We start from the raw sequence: 15,698 nt of genomic DNA on the forward strand, positions 1-15,698 counted from the left end.
CCAAAGACGACGTTCTAAATAATTCAACCATGTAGCCAAGTGGCCAAATAGCCAAGTAGCCAAGGAGAGAGAAATCATGACCAACGCCAAGCTCGAAGTCCTGACCCCGCAAAACAGCCAGCTGATCTTCATCGACCACCAGCCGTAGATGGCCTTCGGCGTGCAGTCAATGGACCGCCAGGCGATGAAGAACAACGCGGTCGGGCTGGCCAAGGCGGCCAGGATCTTCAATATCCCCACCACCATCACCACGGTGGAGAGCGAGTCTTTCTCCGGCTACACCTACCCCGAACTGCTTGACGTATTCCCCGGCCAGCAGACGCTGGAACGCACCTCGATGAACTCGTGGGACGACCAGAAGGTGCGCGACGCGCTGGCCGCCAACGGCCGCAAGAAGATCATCGTGGCCGGCCTGTGGACCGAGGTTTGCAACACCACCTTCGCGCTGTCCGCGATGCACGACAGCGACTACGAGATCTACATGGTGGCCGACGCCTCCGGCGGCACCAGCAAGGAAGCTCCCGCCCGCTGAAATTCGCGGCCTGAACCCGCAGGGAACTTCCCCAGGCAGTCAGACTAGTGCTAAAGTTCCGAGCCATGCCACCTGGTATTACCCGGCGGCATGCAAAGTGATATCGGGAGAGACTGCCTAGCCAAGCGCCGGGCAGCGCCGAAGGAGCAACCGCCCCGGAAACTCTCAGGCAAAAGGACCGGTATCACGTTTGAACTCTGAAGAACCCCGGCGCTCGTCAGCCGGCGGTACCGAAGGAGCAAGCGATCCTCGCCACCCCCAAAGTGGCGTATCGTGAATCTCTCAGGTCAAGGACAGAGGGGGCGTCTTTTGTGCATGCCGCGCAAGAGGCTCCCATCCGACGTCCTGGAACCATAGAGATGAAAACAATTGCCGTTATCGGTGGTGGCATCACCGGCGTGACCACTGCCTATGCGCTCGCCAAACGCGGTTTCTCGGTCACGCTGCTCGAAAAACACCGCTATGCCGCCATGGAAACCTCGTTCGCCAACGGCGGCCAGCTTTCCGCTTCCAACGCCGAAGTCTGGACACACTGGTCCACCATCCTCAAGGGCATCAAGTGGATGCTCAAGAGCGATGCGCCGCTGCTGGTCAACCCGCGCCCGAGCTGGCACAAGCTGTCCTGGTTCGCCGAGTTCATCGCCGCCATTCCCCATTACCGCAAGAACACCATCGAGACCACGCGCCTGGCAATTGCCGCGCGCGACCACCTGTTCTCCTGGGCGGCGGCCGAAGGCATCGATTTCGACCTGAAGAAGGAAGGCATCCTCCATATCTATCGCGACAAGGCGGGTTTCGAGCATGCCGGCAGGGTGTCCAAGCTGCTGGCCGAGGGCGGGCTGGAGCGCCACGCCGTCACGCCGGAAGAAATGCGCGCCATCGAGCCGACCCTGGCCGGGCAGTACTACGGTGGTTATTTCACCCAGAGCGACTCCACTGGCGACATCCACAAGTTCACCAGCGGCATGGCCGCGGCCATCGACCGCCTGGGCGTGCGTTGCCTGTACAGCCAGGATGTCCAGTCGGTCAGCACCGATGGCCGGCAGGTCACCATCGTCAGCAGCGATGGCCAGCAGGCCGAATCGCGCGTGTTCGACGGCGTGGTTGTCTGTGCCGGCACGGCCAGCCGGGCGCTGGCGGCCAGCCTTGGCGATCGCGTCAACATCTATCCGGTCAAGGGCTATTCGATCACCGTCAACCTGAATGACGCGCAAAGCCAGGCGGCCGCGCCCGTCGTGAGCCTGCTCGACGACGAGACCAAGCTGGTCACCAGCCGCCTGGGCGTTGACCGCTTCCGCGTGGCGGGCACGGCGGAGTTCAACGGCTACAACCGCGACATCCGCGCCGATCGCATCCGCCCGCTGGTGGAGTGGGTCAACCAGTGCTTCCCCGGCGTCAGCACGCGCAGCGTGGTGCCCTGGGCCGGCCTGCGGCCGATGATGCCTACCATGCTGCCGCGCGTGGGCCGGGGCCGTGCGCCCTGCGTGTTCTACAACACCGGCCACGGCCACCTGGGATGGACGCTGTCGGCGGTCACTGCGGACATGATCGGCGATGTGGTGCAGCAAGCCATGGGCGCCAGGCGTGCGCATGGCGTGCAGGACTCGGTGGCGCTGGTGACTCCGTAACGGGCCGCGTAAGGGGCCGGACGCGTTACGCRCCAAGCGCGGCCATATTCTCCACCCGCAACGTCTGCGGGACCGACAGCGAGATATCGGCCGCGCGCAGCCGCTTCAGTATCTCGAACAACAGGTCGCTCTTGGTCGCGGTGGCGATCCGGGGGCTGCCGACGTAGCCCGTCACGCTAAGCGTGATTCCGTTCGGCGCCAGCTGGCTGAACGTGACGGATGGCGCGGGCTTGTCGAGGATCGCCTCATTTTCCCGATAGGAGTCGAGCAGCAGTTCGCGCACCTGTTCGGGATCGATGTTCAGCGGGAAGGTGAGCAGCAGCGTCGCGACGCCTTGCGTGCTGTTGCTCATCGTCACGTTGCGCAGGTTCTGCGAGATCAGCTGCGAGTTGGGCACGATCACGGTCGAGCGGTCGCCCAGCAGGATCTCCGTCGCGCGCACGTTGATGCGCTTGATGTCGCCCTCCAYGCCGCCGATGCTTACCATGTCGCCGACCTTCACCGGGCGCTCGGTCAGCAGGATGAGCCCCGACACGAAGTTCTTGACGATCTCCTGCAGGCCGAAGCCAATGCCCACGGACAGCGCGCTGACGATCCAGGCCAGGTTTTCCCATCTGACGCCCAGCAGCGACAGCGTCAGCAATACGATCAGCACATAGCCGATGTTGCTGAACAGCGTGATGAGCGATGCGCGCAGGCCCGCTTCCATGCAGAGCTTCGGCAAGAGTTCCGCGTCCAGCCAGCGCCGCACCGAGCGCAGCAGGTAGGTGCCGACCGAGAGTGCGATGACCGCGTTCAGGATGCGGTCGGGCATGATGTTGAGGCTGCGCAGCCGCTCGCCGCCGAGCATCGTCAGCAGGCTGTTGAGCAGGTCGCTCGGCGTGGTGCCGAAGCCGCCGGTCAGCAGCGCGATGACAGCCACCAGGAGCAGCAGGCTGGTGCCGATCCCCGACAGCACCGTCGACGCCTGCGCGAGATGGCTGTCCCCGAGTCCGAACAACTGCTTGATGACCTTGCCGCTTGGATGGTGCGCGCTGAACACGCTTTCGCAGACGTCGCGGGTCAGTTGCGTCAGCAAGTACAGGCTGCACAGGACGATGTCGATCCAGACAAGCTCGTAGGTCAGGAAGCGCGCGAACGTGATGTAGCCGATCAGCAGCGCCATCAGCGAGGCGACGACCGTCATCGTGACGCTAGCGTGGATCAGGCCGGCAAAGGTGGAGCGCGCTTCAGGCCGCTCGCCCGCCGCGGCGAGCTTCGTGCGCACGCGGTTGGCGCGCAGCAGCGCTGCGCCGATTGTCAGCACCACCACAAGCGACACCAGGCCGCGGCCTAGCAAGGTCACCTGCAGGCTTGTGTCCGCGGTCCGGTTGAGTTGCTCGAGTGTGCCGGCGATCAGCAGCAGGCCCGCGAGGACGCTAGGGAAAGGACGCATCGCCAGCGCGACCTTGTCGGCTAGCGCGGGCACGCGCCATGAGGGATGGCGCGTGCACAGCAATGCCCGTCCCAGGCCCGCGATCAGCGCGCTTGTCAGCGTCAGCTTGCCGAGTTCGCTGATCAGGTCTTGCACCTGAGCAGGCAGTTCGTAGTGCGGGGCGAAAGCAAAACACAGAACCTGTACCGCGATGGCGGTCGCCGCGACCGTCGCGAGTGCCGTTGCAAGCGCGAGTGCGCTGCGCCGCAGCCGGCTCTCGGGCAAGCGCGTCAGGCAGAACCATGCCAGCGCCCGCTCGAGCAGCCGTCGGCCGATGGTCCAGACGCTGATCGCAAGCAGCAGAAGCAGGGCGGTGATGGCTTGCCGCCCGGGCTGCCAGGCCAGGTCCCACAACGGGGTGACTTGTCTTTTGAACGCGTTCAGCCGCTGCTGGTCCTCCGGGCTTGGCGCGAACAACGGCTCCCAGAATGCCATGCTGAGAATGCTGGGCGAGCGCAGCGCGAGCTGGTTCTTCAAGCGGCTGCGCTGCAGCTTGGCGATCTGCTCGGTCAGGTTGGTGACATTGCCCTTGACCTCGGCCGCTTGCTTCAGTCCGCTGTCCAGTTGGGCCTTGCGCGCGTTCAGGTCCGCCCGCTGCTGTGCGACGGCAGCGGCCTCCGGCGTGGTGCCGGCGGCGGGTGGCGGCCCGAGCACGTCGAGCTGTGCCTGCAACTGCGCACGCTGGGGCGTGAGCGCAGCGCTCAGCTTGTCGACGTCGCTTGCCAACTGGTGGATGGCGTCATCCAGCCCTTCGAGCTGCGTGCCGCTGGTGGGCGACGACGCCAGTTGCTTGATGCGGTCCTGCTCGGTCTGGAGGCGTTTCAGCTCGGCAACGGCATCCGCGTGCGATGGGGGCTTGGTGGCGGGCGCATCCGCGTTCGAGGTGGTGTCGGCGGCGGCTGCTGCGGCTGCAGCGGCGGCTGCGGCCGGGAATGCATTGGGGGTCAGGTGCAATAGCGCAACCAGCACAAGGCTCAGCACGAACCTGGGGAGTTTGCTCATAGAAAGGGAAAGATCCTTACTGATCGGCTTGCCGGGCCGGCAATCGCGCAGGTTCGCGTGGATTGCCATGGCTCGTCAGACGGTCGATGACCGGGGGGCGACGATCAGGATGTTGGACGACCGCGCGGCGATCGAGATGGGAGTCGATCGGAGCGCCAGGGAGGCGATCTTGCCGGCATGTGCTCAATAGTCCGTCGGACTACTGGCGATGCCGCGTGATTGGCACGTCGCTTGATACGGGAGAATGGCTTGAACGAGTCTGAATTATACAGAAGGCATCGCGCGCCCTTCGTTTTCAGCTGGCAACAGGCGCTTGCGTCACTCGATCTGTATCATCCAAAGTTCCACGCGAGCTGCAACCAAGCTCTGCTATTCTGGTTGGCCGCTGCTGCCGCGGCGTGGGTTTTCATGGTGGTGGTTTATTCTTGTGTGAAATCATGTCCGTCAACGCCAATGCCGCAATCCCGCTCCCATCCCACGGATCGCTTGACGCATTCGGGTGCGCCGCGGAAAAGCTCTCCAAGGATCAGAAGCTCGCCGGCAGCGAGATCCGGTTTTTCCGCAAGAGCTCGCCCGGCGAGAAGGCGAGCCAGGTTATCACTTCGGCGTCGAATCGTGGCTTTCTGGTGGGGGTTTCGCTGTGCACGGGACATCGCCGCCGGGTGTTTCATGAGCGCCGCGCGAGCACCCACGAATTTGAAAAGAACTCCATCTATATCCGGAATTTCTTTGAAGACTATAAAGCCGATTTTTATGGTTATTTCGATTTCATCCTGCTGGAGATTTCCCGCACCTTTATCGAGCGCACCAGCGCGGAACTAGGCCGCTCGCGCATCCTGGGGCTGCGCAGCGCGGCGGGAGAGCAAGACCAGGTACTGGCGCATCTCGCCCAGGCGGCGGCGCCGGCACTGAGCCACCCCGAGATGGCCAGCAAGCTGTTCGTCGATCAACTGGGCTTCACGATCGGGACCTATCTCGTCGAGCACTATGGGCATGGATCCGTCGCCACGCCCAAGACGAACCGGTTGCTGTCGCAACGCAGCGTGGCGATGGCCAAGGAAATGCTGATCGCCAAGATCGATGGCGATCTGTCCATTGCGGACGTCGCCGACGCCTGCAACCTGTCGCGTAGCCATTTCACCCGTGCCTTCCGGGATACGACCGGCCAGACACCCTATCAGTGGCTGGCGGCCCAGCGCCTGGAACGCGCGCGCGGCCTCCTGCGCGAATCAGGACTCTCCCTGGCGGAAGTGGCCATGGCTTGTGGCTTCTCCGATCAAAGCCATTTCACCCGCGTGTTCTCGCAATCGGTCGGCGTCTCTCCCGGCAACTGGCGCCGCAGGGTTCACGCCTGAAGCGCTGGGCGCAAGGCCACTGCGTCGGCGCCGATGCTAGCCGGTGCCGAGGCACAACGCAACTGTCCCTTGGTATGGGTAGACGGCGCTCGCTGTGCTCCACACAATGCGGCTGTGCCACCGTTGGCATTGCCGCCGGCAGTGCCTGAGCAACTTGCGACCAAGCCATGAATGACTCTCAAGCCGCCGCTGCCGGCTCGCCGTGGAGCCCGCTGCGGCACAGCACGTTCCGGATGTTGTGGATCGCCACGGTGGCGTCCAACGTGGGCACCTGGATGAACGACGTGGGTGCCAGCTGGCTGATGACGTCGCTCGATCCCGATCCCCTGATGGTCGCCCTGGTGCAGGCAGCGGGCAGCCTGCCGATGTTCCTGTTCGCCTTGCCGTCCGGGGTGCTGGCCGATATCGTCGACCGGCGCAAGTACCTGATCCTCGCGCAGCTTTGGACGCTGGCCGTGGCGGCCACGCTGGGTGTGCTTGCGCTCACCGGCGTGGTCAACGCGCATGTGCTGCTGATTGCTGCGTTTTTGCTGAGCACCGGCGCGGCGATGAGCTCGCCACCGTTCCAGGCCATCGTGCCAGATCTGGTCGACAAGGCGGACTTGCCGCCGGCCATTGCGCTGAACTCCCTGGGGATCAATATCAGCCGTGCGATCGGCCCTGCGCTGGGCGGCCTGATCCTGTCGTTCTCCGGGCCCGCGGTGGTCTTTCTGCTCAACGCGTTGTCGGTGCTGGGCGTGACGCTGGTGCTGTACCGGTGGAAGGCCGAGCCCGCCCGGCGGAACCTGCCGCCCGAGCATTTCGTGTCGGCGGTGCGTGCCGGCCTGCGGTACGTGGAGGCCGCGCCCCTGCTGCGGGTCGTGCTGGTCAGGGCGCTCGCGTTCTTTCTTTTCGGCAGTGCCGGCTGGGCGCTGCTCCCGCTGGTGGCCCGGCGGGAACTGGGCCTTGGCCCGGGCGGATATGGCTTGCTGCTGGCCAGCATCGGCCTGGGCGCCGTCGGTGGCGCCCTTGTGCTCCCCAAGCTGCGCGGCCGGGTCTCTGCCGATCGCATGGTGGTGCTGGCTAGCTTGCTGTTCGCGCTGAGCTTGCTCGCGCTGGCCTATGTGCGGCATTTCTGGCTGCTGGCGGCGGCACTGCTGTTTGCCGGGCTGGCGTGGATCGCGGTACTGTCCACGCTCAATGTGGCCGCCCAGCGCAGCGCCGCGGGCTGGGTCAAGGCACGCGCGCTGGCGGTCTACCTGACCGTGTTCTTCGGCGCCATGACCGCGGGGAGCGCGCTATGGGGCAAGACTGCCGCGCTGCTGGGCATCCCTGTTGCCCTGATGCTGGCGGCAGCGGGGCTGGCCCTTGCGTGCGCCACTGCGCTGCGGTGGCGCCTGGGCATCTCGCCGGACCTGGACCTGGCGCCTTCCGGTTTTCTGCACCCGGGCGAGCTGGACGTAGCCCACGACCGTGGGCCGGTGATGATCTGCGTGGAATACGAGGTCGCGCGCGAGGATGTGGCAGCGTTTGCCAAGGCCGTGCAGGAGATGCGCCGGATTCGCCGCCGCAGCGGTGCGCTGTCCTGKGGTGCCTACGAAGACCTGGCCGCGCCCGGACGCTTCATCGAGACCTTCCTGGTGGAGTCGTGGCTGGAGCATCTGCGCCAGCACGAGCGTCACACCATGAACGACAAACTGATCCAKACGCGCGTGCATCGCTTTCACCGCGGTGCCGCGCCGCCCGTCGTGCGCCACCTGGCCGCACCCGACGGCAGCTGACCGCACCTGCGCCGGATCTGGGCGGGTGGCGTCCCGGCGCGGCGGCAAGGAAACCGCCCGGGCCCAGGGCAAGCCGCTCGTGGCGCATGCCGAGCGCCAGGGGCATCACGCTTTCGGACATCGTCTTCAGTCTCCTGGCCGCGGCCCGGAATTGGCGCTTCGCGCCAGCACATTCCCGATGCAACGGATGATGTCGGTTTCCATGAACGGTTTGCTGAGAAAGCAGACAGCGCCGATCGCCTCGGCGCGTTGCCGGCAGTGCTCCTCGGGGAAGGCCGTCATGAAGATCACCGGCGTGGCCAACCCGCGCGCGCGGAGGTGTTCGCAAAGTGCGAAGCCGTTCATCGCCGGCATCTGCACGTCGGCGATCAGGCAGGAAATGGATTCGATGGTGTTTGACTGAAGCAGATCGTTCCCGCTCGCATAAAGCTCGACGCTCATGTTGAAGGAGCGGAGCAGGCTTCCCAGGGCTTGTCGGACAGCAGCATCGTCGTCGACGATGGCGATCACCGGGTTAGCGATCACACGGTGTTCCCCCTTTTGTCATGAGCGGTGAAGCGGTGACGAAGCGGTCGGAGGCCCCCATCGCTTGCTTTGAGGATAGCGCGCTGTCACGCTCAGTGGAATCATACGGTGGTATTGTCGGCATCGGTCAGGGGTCCCCCCCAGGCGGGCAGGGGAGAGCGGTCAGACCGCGCCGTCCCCGACGTGCTATCAGGCCAGGCCTGACCCGCGCGGCCCAGGTCTGGCGTGGCCGGGGGTAACACCAAAGTATGAGGCGACGACCCTCGCTGGAAAACGCCAGGCTGTATGCCGAGTTGCTGCGCCAGAACCAGGAATGCCAGCGGGTACAAGCCGAACTGGCGCACGTCTCCCGGGTTGCCACGCTTGGCGAGCTGGCGGCATCGATTGCGCACGAGGTCAATCAGCCGCTGACCGGTATCGTCGCGCGGCCTTCTCCTTTACCCTGCCGGTGCCGTAACCATGGCCGCGACCGTAGCCAGGGCGGCGCCGGCCGGCCATGCCCGTGGCTATTACGCCCCTTGGGCCGGCGCTGCCATCCTCTGGGGTGATGATTAATTCATATGGAATATTGGCGCGCATGAATACGCCACAGTAGACAAAAGCCGGCACAAATCGACAATACGCCGGCAAGGCAAGAGCATAGTGTGCCTGCGGGGCAGCCACACAGCGACACAGCCCCGCACAGCCCGACACAACGATTGACGTTGTCCGCGTTCTTGCTGGCGTCTTTGAAGCTGACTGGAGAAACTGACCGTGACATCTCAAAGCCTGGAGCCTGTCGAGACAATGACTTGCGACGAAGCGTTGGTGCTGGTCGTCGACGACGATGCGCTGCTGCGCGGTGCGCTGGGCAACCTGTTTCGCTCGGTCGGCATGCGTGCCGCGCTGTTCGGCTCGGCCGCGGAATTGCTTGAATACCGGTTGCCGGAAGCACCTTGTTGCCTGGTGCTCGACGTCAGGCTGCGCGGCCAGAGCGGACTGGACCTGCAGGCGCACCTGCGGCAACTGGGCATCTGTGTCCCGATCATCTTCATGACGGGCTACGGCGATATCGCCATGACCGTGGCAGCGATGAAGGCTGGCGCGGAAGATTTCATGGCCAAGCCGTTTCGCGATCAGGACCTGCTCGATGCGGTATCGGCAGCGATCGAGAAGGACCGCCGGCGACGCGAGGGAATGCGCAGGGCCCAGGGGCTTCGCAGCAGTTTCGAGACGCTGACGCCGCGGGAGTCGGAGGTGATGGCTCTGGCCGCATCCGGGCTGATGAACAAGCAGATTGYCAGCCGCATCGGCATCAGCGAGGTGACGGTAAAGATCCACCGCGGGCAGGCCATGCGCAAGATGAAAGCGCGCACGTTTGCCGATCTCGTGCTGATGGCCCAGCAACTTGGCGTCTGCCAAGTCGAATGCTAGCCGTGCAGGGATAGCCACGCCTGCATCGCAACACGCCTCGCGCCGGGACACCTGCCTCGCCTACAATTTCTTCTGCATGGCCGCAATGGCCCAATCAGAAGACGAAGCAAGGCGAGGCAAGATAATGGACTTCAGTTTGACTTCCGTTCAACAGGATCTGCAGGCACGCACCCGCCAGTTCATCGCGGACCACGTCATGCCGATGGAGCGCGATCCCCGGCAAACGCCGCATGGCCCAACCGAGGACTTGCGCGCGGACCTGGTGGAAAAGGCAAGGGCGGCGGGCTTGCTGACACCCCACGCCAGCATGGAGGCCGGAGGCCTCGGGCTGTCGCACCGGGACAAGGCTATTGTTTTTGAAGAGGCGGGCTACTCGCCGCTGGGGCCGGTGGCGATGAACATTCATGCGCCGGACGAAGGCAACATCCACCTGATGGAGCTGGTCGCCACGCCGGAGCAGAAGGCCCGCTGGCTGCAGCCCCTGATCCTTGGGCACACGCGCTCGTGCTTTTGCATGACCGAACCGGCGCCAGGCGCGGGGGCCGATCCGTCGATGCTGCAAACCACGGCGGTGCGCGATGGGAATCATTTCGTGATCACGGGCAGGAAGTGGTTTATCACGGGCGCCACCGGCGCCACCTTCGCCATCATCATGGCGCGGATGGAAGACGGCACCGCCACCATGTTCCTCGCGGACATGAACCAGGCCGGCGTCGAGATCGAGCGGCAGATGGATGCGCTCGATACGTGCTTCACGGGTGGGCATGCCGTGGTGCGTTTCGATGGCCTGCGCGTCCCCGAGAGCGACGTGCTCGGCAAGCTTGGCGAAGGTTTTCGCTACGCGCAGCTGCGCCTGGCCCCGGCGCGGCTGACGCACTGCATGCGCTGGCTCGGGGCGGCCCGGCGCGCGCATGACATTGCGGTCGACTATGCGCGGCAACGCCTTGCGTTTGGCCGGACCCTGGTGGAGCATGAGGGCGTGGGATTCATGCTGGCCGACAACGAAATGGATATGCACACCGCGCGCCTGGCCATCTGGCACTGCGCCTGGGTGCTGGACCGGGGCGAGAAGGGGCGCGACGAGTCCAGCCTGGCCAAGGTGTATTGCTCGGAGGCGCTGTGGCGGGTGGTGGATCGTTCCGTGCAGGTGCTTGGCGGCAGCGGGGTGACGGACGAAACCATTGTCGCGCGCATCTTCCGCGACATGCGCGCCTTCCGGATCTACGATGGTCCCTCGGAGGTGCATCGCTGGAGCATGGCCAAGCGGATAGCGCGGGGCTGAGCCGCTTTCAGCGTGCAAGGTCGAACAGTAATGCACTGATGCACTGATGCACTGATGCACTGATGCATTGATGCGTCTTCACCGTAGGAGGTACGCTCGCCATGGACAATTCCTTCCACCATTTTTCCGAGTTGTTTGCGCAGCTCGGCCTGCCTGCCGACGATCGGGCGATCCGTGAATTCCTGGCCGCGCATTCACCCCTGGCCCCCGATGTCGCGCTTGCGGATGCCGCTTTCTGGACCCCCGCGCAGGCCGCGTTGCTGCGGGAGGAAATCCTGGAAGATGCTGACTGGGCGGAAGTGGTTGACCAGCTGAATGCCGCGCTGCGGGTGCCCGGGTAGTGCCCCGGCGGGATTCGACTCTGCTCCGCTCCAAATAGCGTACTTCTGCTCCTGTTCTGCATTGCTGCGGTGCGGCAACATCCCCTGGACGCGCGTCATTGCCGACGCCAGGGGAAACCGCCGCAGCCATGAAGTACCAGTTATTTGTATTGGCCGGATGTCCGGCCTGCACCGCGCTTGAACTGTGCATGCGAGACGCCGGTCTCGCCTATGACCGCATCGTGCTGGCGTCGCCGCGCCATGCTGCCGATGTGCTGGTTCTGCTTTCCGAATCCGATCCGCGTTGTCCGGCCTTGAGCATGKGCGAGCAAAGCGCAAGCGGCCTCGCGGCTTGCCTTACGCTTCTCAGCCAGAGGCATCCCGAATGCGCCTCGCTGGCGCCGCTGGCACCGCTGGCATTTACCGCCGCAGGCAAGGAACTGGTGGATGGCGTGCTTAGCGGCTGCGTGCTGACGGCCAGGAATGAGCGGGCGTTCTTGCTCGCGCTCGGTGCGTTGCGTGCTGCCGTTCAGGCATGGGGCAGTGCGATGCCGGCGGCGCTGCGCCGCATCGGCCTGTTCGTGCCGTACCTGGACTTGAGAATCGCGGATGGCCTGTCTGGCGGGAAGTTCCGGCTTGCTGGCGCGCTTGGCGTTGACGAAAGCGCGCTGGCCTCCATGGCCAATCGCTTGCCAGCCGGGTTTGAGGACGCCTATCTGGACCGCCTTAGAAGGGGCCGGAGCTGGGTCTATTGGGAAGGGGGCGCCAGCATGCTTGGCGAGCACACCTCGCGGTTTCAGAATGTCCGCCACTGGCCGGCGGCCAGGCGCACGGCGGTCGCCGGCAGCCTGCTTATCTAGCTATTCTATCCAGGCATTCGCAAGCACGCCGCCTGACGGCGGCGCGTGGCCGGCCCCGGAGAGGGGGCGGCCACGCCATGGCGCCCATGGTGCCCATCGGGCCCGTGGTGCTAGTCGCGCAGACGCGCGCGTTCCGGCGACATATCCATCGGCATCATGTTGACGTTCGCGTTATGCATGACCCACAGCGAGCCTGCCACGATGATGGCGATCAGCAGCCCGGTGCACACGAAGATCGCCGTGTTCATGCGCTGGTCCGCGGACGTGCCGATATGCAGGAAGAACACCAGCTGCACCACCAGCTGCGCGACGCAAAGCACCACGATGGCGGCAAGGCCCATGCCCTTCGGCACGAACCCGCCCATCACCGCGCCGAACGACGCGAGGGTGAGCACCAGCGACAGCGCAAAGCCGATTGCATAGCCTTTCAGGCTGCCGTGCGCGGCGTGTGCCGCGGATCCTGTGTGGAGATGGGCGGTCTTCATACAAACTCTCGCAGATAGACAAAGGTGAACACGCAGATCCAGATCAGGTCCAGGAAGTGCCAGAACAGGCTGAGGCAGGCCAGGCGGCGCCGGGTCACGCCATCCAGGCCGAAGGACTTGACCTGGTGCATCATGACCAGGATCCACAGCAGGCCGCAGCTCACGTGCAGGCCGTGGGTGCCCACCAGGGAAAAGTAGGCAGACAAGAACGCGCTGACGCCCGGCCCCGCGCCGGCATGCAGCAGCTCGGCGAATTCATACAGCTCCATGGCGATGAAGGCCGCGCCAAGCACGAACGTGATGCCCAGCCACTGAATGACCTGGCGCTCCCGCCCGGGCTGCATGTTCAGCATGGCCACGCCGAAGGTGAAGCTGCTGATCAGCAGCAGCATGGTTTCACCGAGCACGAACGGCAGCTCGAACAGCTCCCGGCCGCTCGGGCCGCCTGCCGTATTGCCGGCGAGCACCCCGAAGGTGGCGAACAGCACGGCGAAGATCAGGCAGTCGCTCATCAGGTAGATCCAGAACCCCAGCGTGGTCTTGGATCCGTCGTCGTGCGCGACGTGCTCGTGCGTGTTGTGAATGACTGTGTAGCTCATGGGTCAAGCCGCCTTGCGTAGCTGCGCATAGCGCGCGTTTTCGATGCGTTCGACTTCGGCCGCCGGGACGTAGTAGTCCACGTCGCGGTTGTAGGTCCGTGCGATGAAGGTGCCGATCACGCCCAGCAGGCCAAGGCCCGCGATCGCCCACATGTGCCAGACGAGCGCGAAGCAGAGCACCAGGCCGAACGCCGACACGATCACGCCCGCGCTGGTGTTCCTGGGCATATGGATGTCCTCGTAGTGGCCTGGCCGCACATAGGCGCGCCCCGCCTCCTTGTCATCCCAGTGCTGTTCCAGCGACGTGATGTGCGGCACATGGGCGAAGTTGTAGAAGGGTGCCGGCGATGCGGTGGCCCACTCCAGGCTGCGGCCATCCCACGGGTCGCCGGTGAGGTCGGGATTTTGCTTGCGGTCGCGCACGCTCACGGCCAGCTGGATGAGCAGGGCGACGATGCCGGCGCCGATGATCACGGCGCCGCACAGCGCCACGATCAGGTAGGGCTGCCAGTCGGCGTGCGTGTAGTGGTTCATCCGGCGGGTCATGCCCTTGAAGCCGAGCACGTAGAGCGGCATGAAGGCCAGGTAGAAGCCCACCAGCCAGCACCAGAACGAGATCTTGCCCCAGCGCTCGTTCAGGGTGAAGCCGAACACCTTGGGGAACCAGAAGCTCATGGCGGCCAGGCAGCCGAAGATGACGCCGCCAATGATCACGTTGTGGAAGTGCGCGACCAGGAACAGGCTGTTATGCAGCAAGAAGTCCGCGCCGGGCACGGCCAGCAGCACGCCCGTCATGCCGCCGATGGCAAAGGTCACCATGAAGCCGATCGTCCACAGCGTGGACGAGTGGTAGCGGATGCGGCCGCGATACATCGTGAACAGCCAGTTGAACAGCTTCACGCCGGTCGGGATCGAGATGATGGTCGTCATGATCCCGAAGAAGGCATTGACGTTCGCGCCGGAGCCCATCGTGAAGAAGTGATGCAGCCAGACGAAGAACGACAGGATGCCGATCGACGAGGTGGCGTACACCATCGACTTGTAGCCGAACAGCGGCTTGCCGGAGAACGTGGAGATGATCTCCGAGAAGGCCCCGAAGCACGGCAGGATGAGGATATAGACCTCGGGGTGTCCCCAGACCCAGATCAGGTTGACGTACATCATGGCGTTGCCGCCAAGCTCATTGGTAAAGAAGTGCATGCCCAGGTAACGGTCGGCGGTGAGCAGCGCAAGCGTGGCGGTCAGCACCGGGAACACGGCAACGATCAGGATGTTGGTGATCAGCGCGGTCCAGGTGAACACCGGCATCTTCATCAGCGTCAGGCCCGGGGCACGCATGCGCAGGATGGTGACGATGAAGTTGATCCCGGTGAGCGTGGTTCCCAGGCCCGATATCTGTAGTGACCATATGTAGTAGTCCACCCCCACCGTCGGGCTATATCCCAGCTCGGACAACGGTGGATAGGCGACCCAGCCCGTGGCGGCAAAGTCGCCGACGAACATCGACATCATCACCAGCACCGCGCCCGCTGCCGCCAGCCAGAAGCTGAGCGAGTTGACGAACGGATAGGCTACGTCGCGCGCGCCGATCTGCAGCGGCACGATGACGTTCATCAAGCCGAGGATGAACGGCGTTGCCACGAAGAAGATCATGATCACGCCGTGGGCGGTGAAGATCTGGTCGTAGTGGTGTGGAGGCAGGTAGCCGGCCGCATCGCCAACCGCAATCGCCTGCTGCGMGCGCATCATSAYGGCGTCGGCRAARCCRCGCAGCAGCATGAYCAKSGCMAYGATGATGTACATCACGCCGATKYKCTTGTGGTCGACCGAGCAGATCCACTCGGTCCACAGGTACTTCCATTTGCCGAAGTAGGTCACGGCGCCGAGCAGCGCGATGCCGCCCAGAATGACGGCGGCCAGCGTACCCATGATGATGGGCTCATGGTACGGAATCGCCTCGAGGTTCAATTTGCCGAACATGGATCAGTGCTCCGTGGCCGCGGCGCGGTGGCGTTGCGTGTGTTGCATGCAGTGCATGTGTTTCGGATTCATTGGCTTCATCAGTTGGCGGCCAGCGGGGGGCTTTGGGCTGTGCATACGTCGCCAAGCGCACCGCCACGCGCATCACCGCGCGCATCGCCACGCATATTGGCGCGCATATCGCTATGCATGTACTTGTTGACGATGTTCTGGAACAGGCCGGGCGCAACGCCCGCGTAGACCGTCGCCGGCTCCTTGGTGCTCGGCAGCTCCAGCGTCTTGTAGGCTTTATCGTCCAGCGTCAGCGACGACTGCCTGGCCTGCCGTACCCACGCGTCGAACTCCTCGCGCGAGGTGGCCACGGTGTCGAAATGCATGTCGGAGAAGCCGGGGCCGCTGTAGGCCGCGGACATGCCCGCGTAGATGCCGGGCGTGTCGGCGATCAGGTGCAGCTTGGTCTGCATGCCGGCCATGGCATAGACC

Annotated in this window: 13 protein-coding genes, 1 pseudogene and 1 riboswitch; of the genes and pseudogenes, 8 read left to right on the top strand and 6 right to left on the bottom strand. The window is 64.5% G+C overall.

Translation table 11 applies throughout. The features are described 5' to 3' along the window. Window positions 1-76: 76 nt before the first annotated feature. Both AC1DS3_RS07440 and AC1DS3_RS07445 read left to right on the top strand, forming a co-directional pair. A pseudogene (locus tag AC1DS3_RS07440) lies at window positions 77-520 on the top strand (isochorismatase family protein); the annotation flags it as partial. A gap of 106 nt (window positions 521-626) precedes the next feature. Then, window positions 627-723, top strand: a riboswitch (glycine riboswitch). 168 nt (window positions 724-891) lie between these two features. Then, a complete protein-coding gene (locus AC1DS3_RS07445) occupies window positions 892-2,160 on the top strand; it encodes a D-amino acid dehydrogenase (RefSeq protein ID WP_441631158.1) in 1,269 nt (422 codons plus the stop codon). Between the two features lie 25 nt (window positions 2,161-2,185). Here the strand turns inward: AC1DS3_RS07445 and AC1DS3_RS07450 are convergent, their stop codons facing one another. Further along, a complete protein-coding gene (locus tag AC1DS3_RS07450) occupies window positions 2,186-4,636 on the bottom strand; it encodes a DUF3772 domain-containing protein (protein WP_477126931.1) in 2,451 nt (816 codons plus the stop codon). A 437-nt stretch (window positions 4,637-5,073) separates the two neighbouring features. Here AC1DS3_RS07450 and AC1DS3_RS07455 point away from each other — a divergent pair, with 437 nt between their 5' ends. After that, on the top strand, window positions 5,074-5,991 hold the full coding sequence (locus AC1DS3_RS07455; RefSeq protein ID WP_441631161.1) for a helix-turn-helix domain-containing protein: 918 nt from the start codon (window positions 5,074-5,076) through the stop codon (window positions 5,989-5,991). A 167-nt stretch (window positions 5,992-6,158) separates the two neighbouring features. Next, window positions 6,159-7,751 (top strand): MFS transporter, encoded by a 1,593-nt coding sequence (locus tag AC1DS3_RS07460; protein ID WP_477126932.1) that lies wholly within the window; start codon window positions 6,159-6,161, stop codon window positions 7,749-7,751. Window positions 7,752-7,877: 126 nt separating this feature from the next. Here AC1DS3_RS07460 and AC1DS3_RS07465 read toward each other — a convergent pair whose 3' ends face one another. After that, complete coding sequence (locus tag AC1DS3_RS07465; RefSeq protein WP_441631165.1) at window positions 7,878-8,276, bottom strand: response regulator transcription factor; 399 nt, start codon at window positions 8,274-8,276, stop codon at window positions 7,878-7,880. A 786-nt stretch (window positions 8,277-9,062) separates the two neighbouring features. Between AC1DS3_RS07465 and AC1DS3_RS07470 the strand changes: the two genes are divergently transcribed. From AC1DS3_RS07470 to AC1DS3_RS07485, 4 genes are all read left to right on the top strand, one after another. Next, window positions 9,063-9,689: a response regulator transcription factor gene (locus AC1DS3_RS07470; RefSeq protein ID WP_477126936.1), complete on the top strand. Its 627-nt coding sequence runs from the start codon at window positions 9,063-9,065 to the stop codon at window positions 9,687-9,689. Window positions 9,690-9,813: 124 nt separating this feature from the next. Then, window positions 9,814-10,971, top strand: coding sequence for an acyl-CoA dehydrogenase family protein (locus AC1DS3_RS07475; RefSeq protein ID WP_441631167.1), 1,158 nt, complete (start codon window positions 9,814-9,816; stop codon window positions 10,969-10,971). Window positions 10,972-11,072: 101 nt separating this feature from the next. Continuing rightward, window positions 11,073-11,312: a DUF2789 domain-containing protein gene (locus tag AC1DS3_RS07480; RefSeq protein ID WP_459375473.1), complete on the top strand. Its 240-nt coding sequence runs from the start codon at window positions 11,073-11,075 to the stop codon at window positions 11,310-11,312. Between the two features lie 188 nt (window positions 11,313-11,500). Then, entirely contained in the window at window positions 11,501-12,151 is a 651-nt protein-coding gene (locus AC1DS3_RS07485) for a hypothetical protein (RefSeq protein ID WP_477126933.1), read from the top strand. 110 nt (window positions 12,152-12,261) lie between these two features. Here the strand turns inward: AC1DS3_RS07485 and cyoD are convergent, their stop codons facing one another. The 4 genes from cyoD to AC1DS3_RS07505 form a co-directional block, all read right to left on the bottom strand. Then, complete coding sequence (gene cyoD / locus AC1DS3_RS07490) at window positions 12,262-12,636, bottom strand: cytochrome o ubiquinol oxidase subunit IV (RefSeq protein ID WP_441631173.1); 375 nt, start codon at window positions 12,634-12,636, stop codon at window positions 12,262-12,264. Beyond that, a complete protein-coding gene (cyoC, locus tag AC1DS3_RS07495) occupies window positions 12,633-13,235 on the bottom strand; it encodes a cytochrome o ubiquinol oxidase subunit III (RefSeq protein ID WP_150986766.1) in 603 nt (200 codons plus the stop codon). Before cyoC ends, cyoD begins: the two co-directional genes overlap by 4 nt. Before the next feature lie 3 nt (window positions 13,236-13,238). After that, window positions 13,239-15,215 (bottom strand): cytochrome o ubiquinol oxidase subunit I, encoded by a 1,977-nt coding sequence (gene cyoB, locus AC1DS3_RS07500; RefSeq protein ID WP_477126934.1) that lies wholly within the window; start codon window positions 15,213-15,215, stop codon window positions 13,239-13,241. Between the two features lie 80 nt (window positions 15,216-15,295). Further along, on the bottom strand, window positions 15,296-15,698 hold a 403-nt coding region (locus AC1DS3_RS07505), incomplete at its 5' end, for a COX aromatic rich motif-containing protein (RefSeq protein WP_477126935.1).

Source organism: Cupriavidus sp. 01L46 (assembly GCF_056399905.1).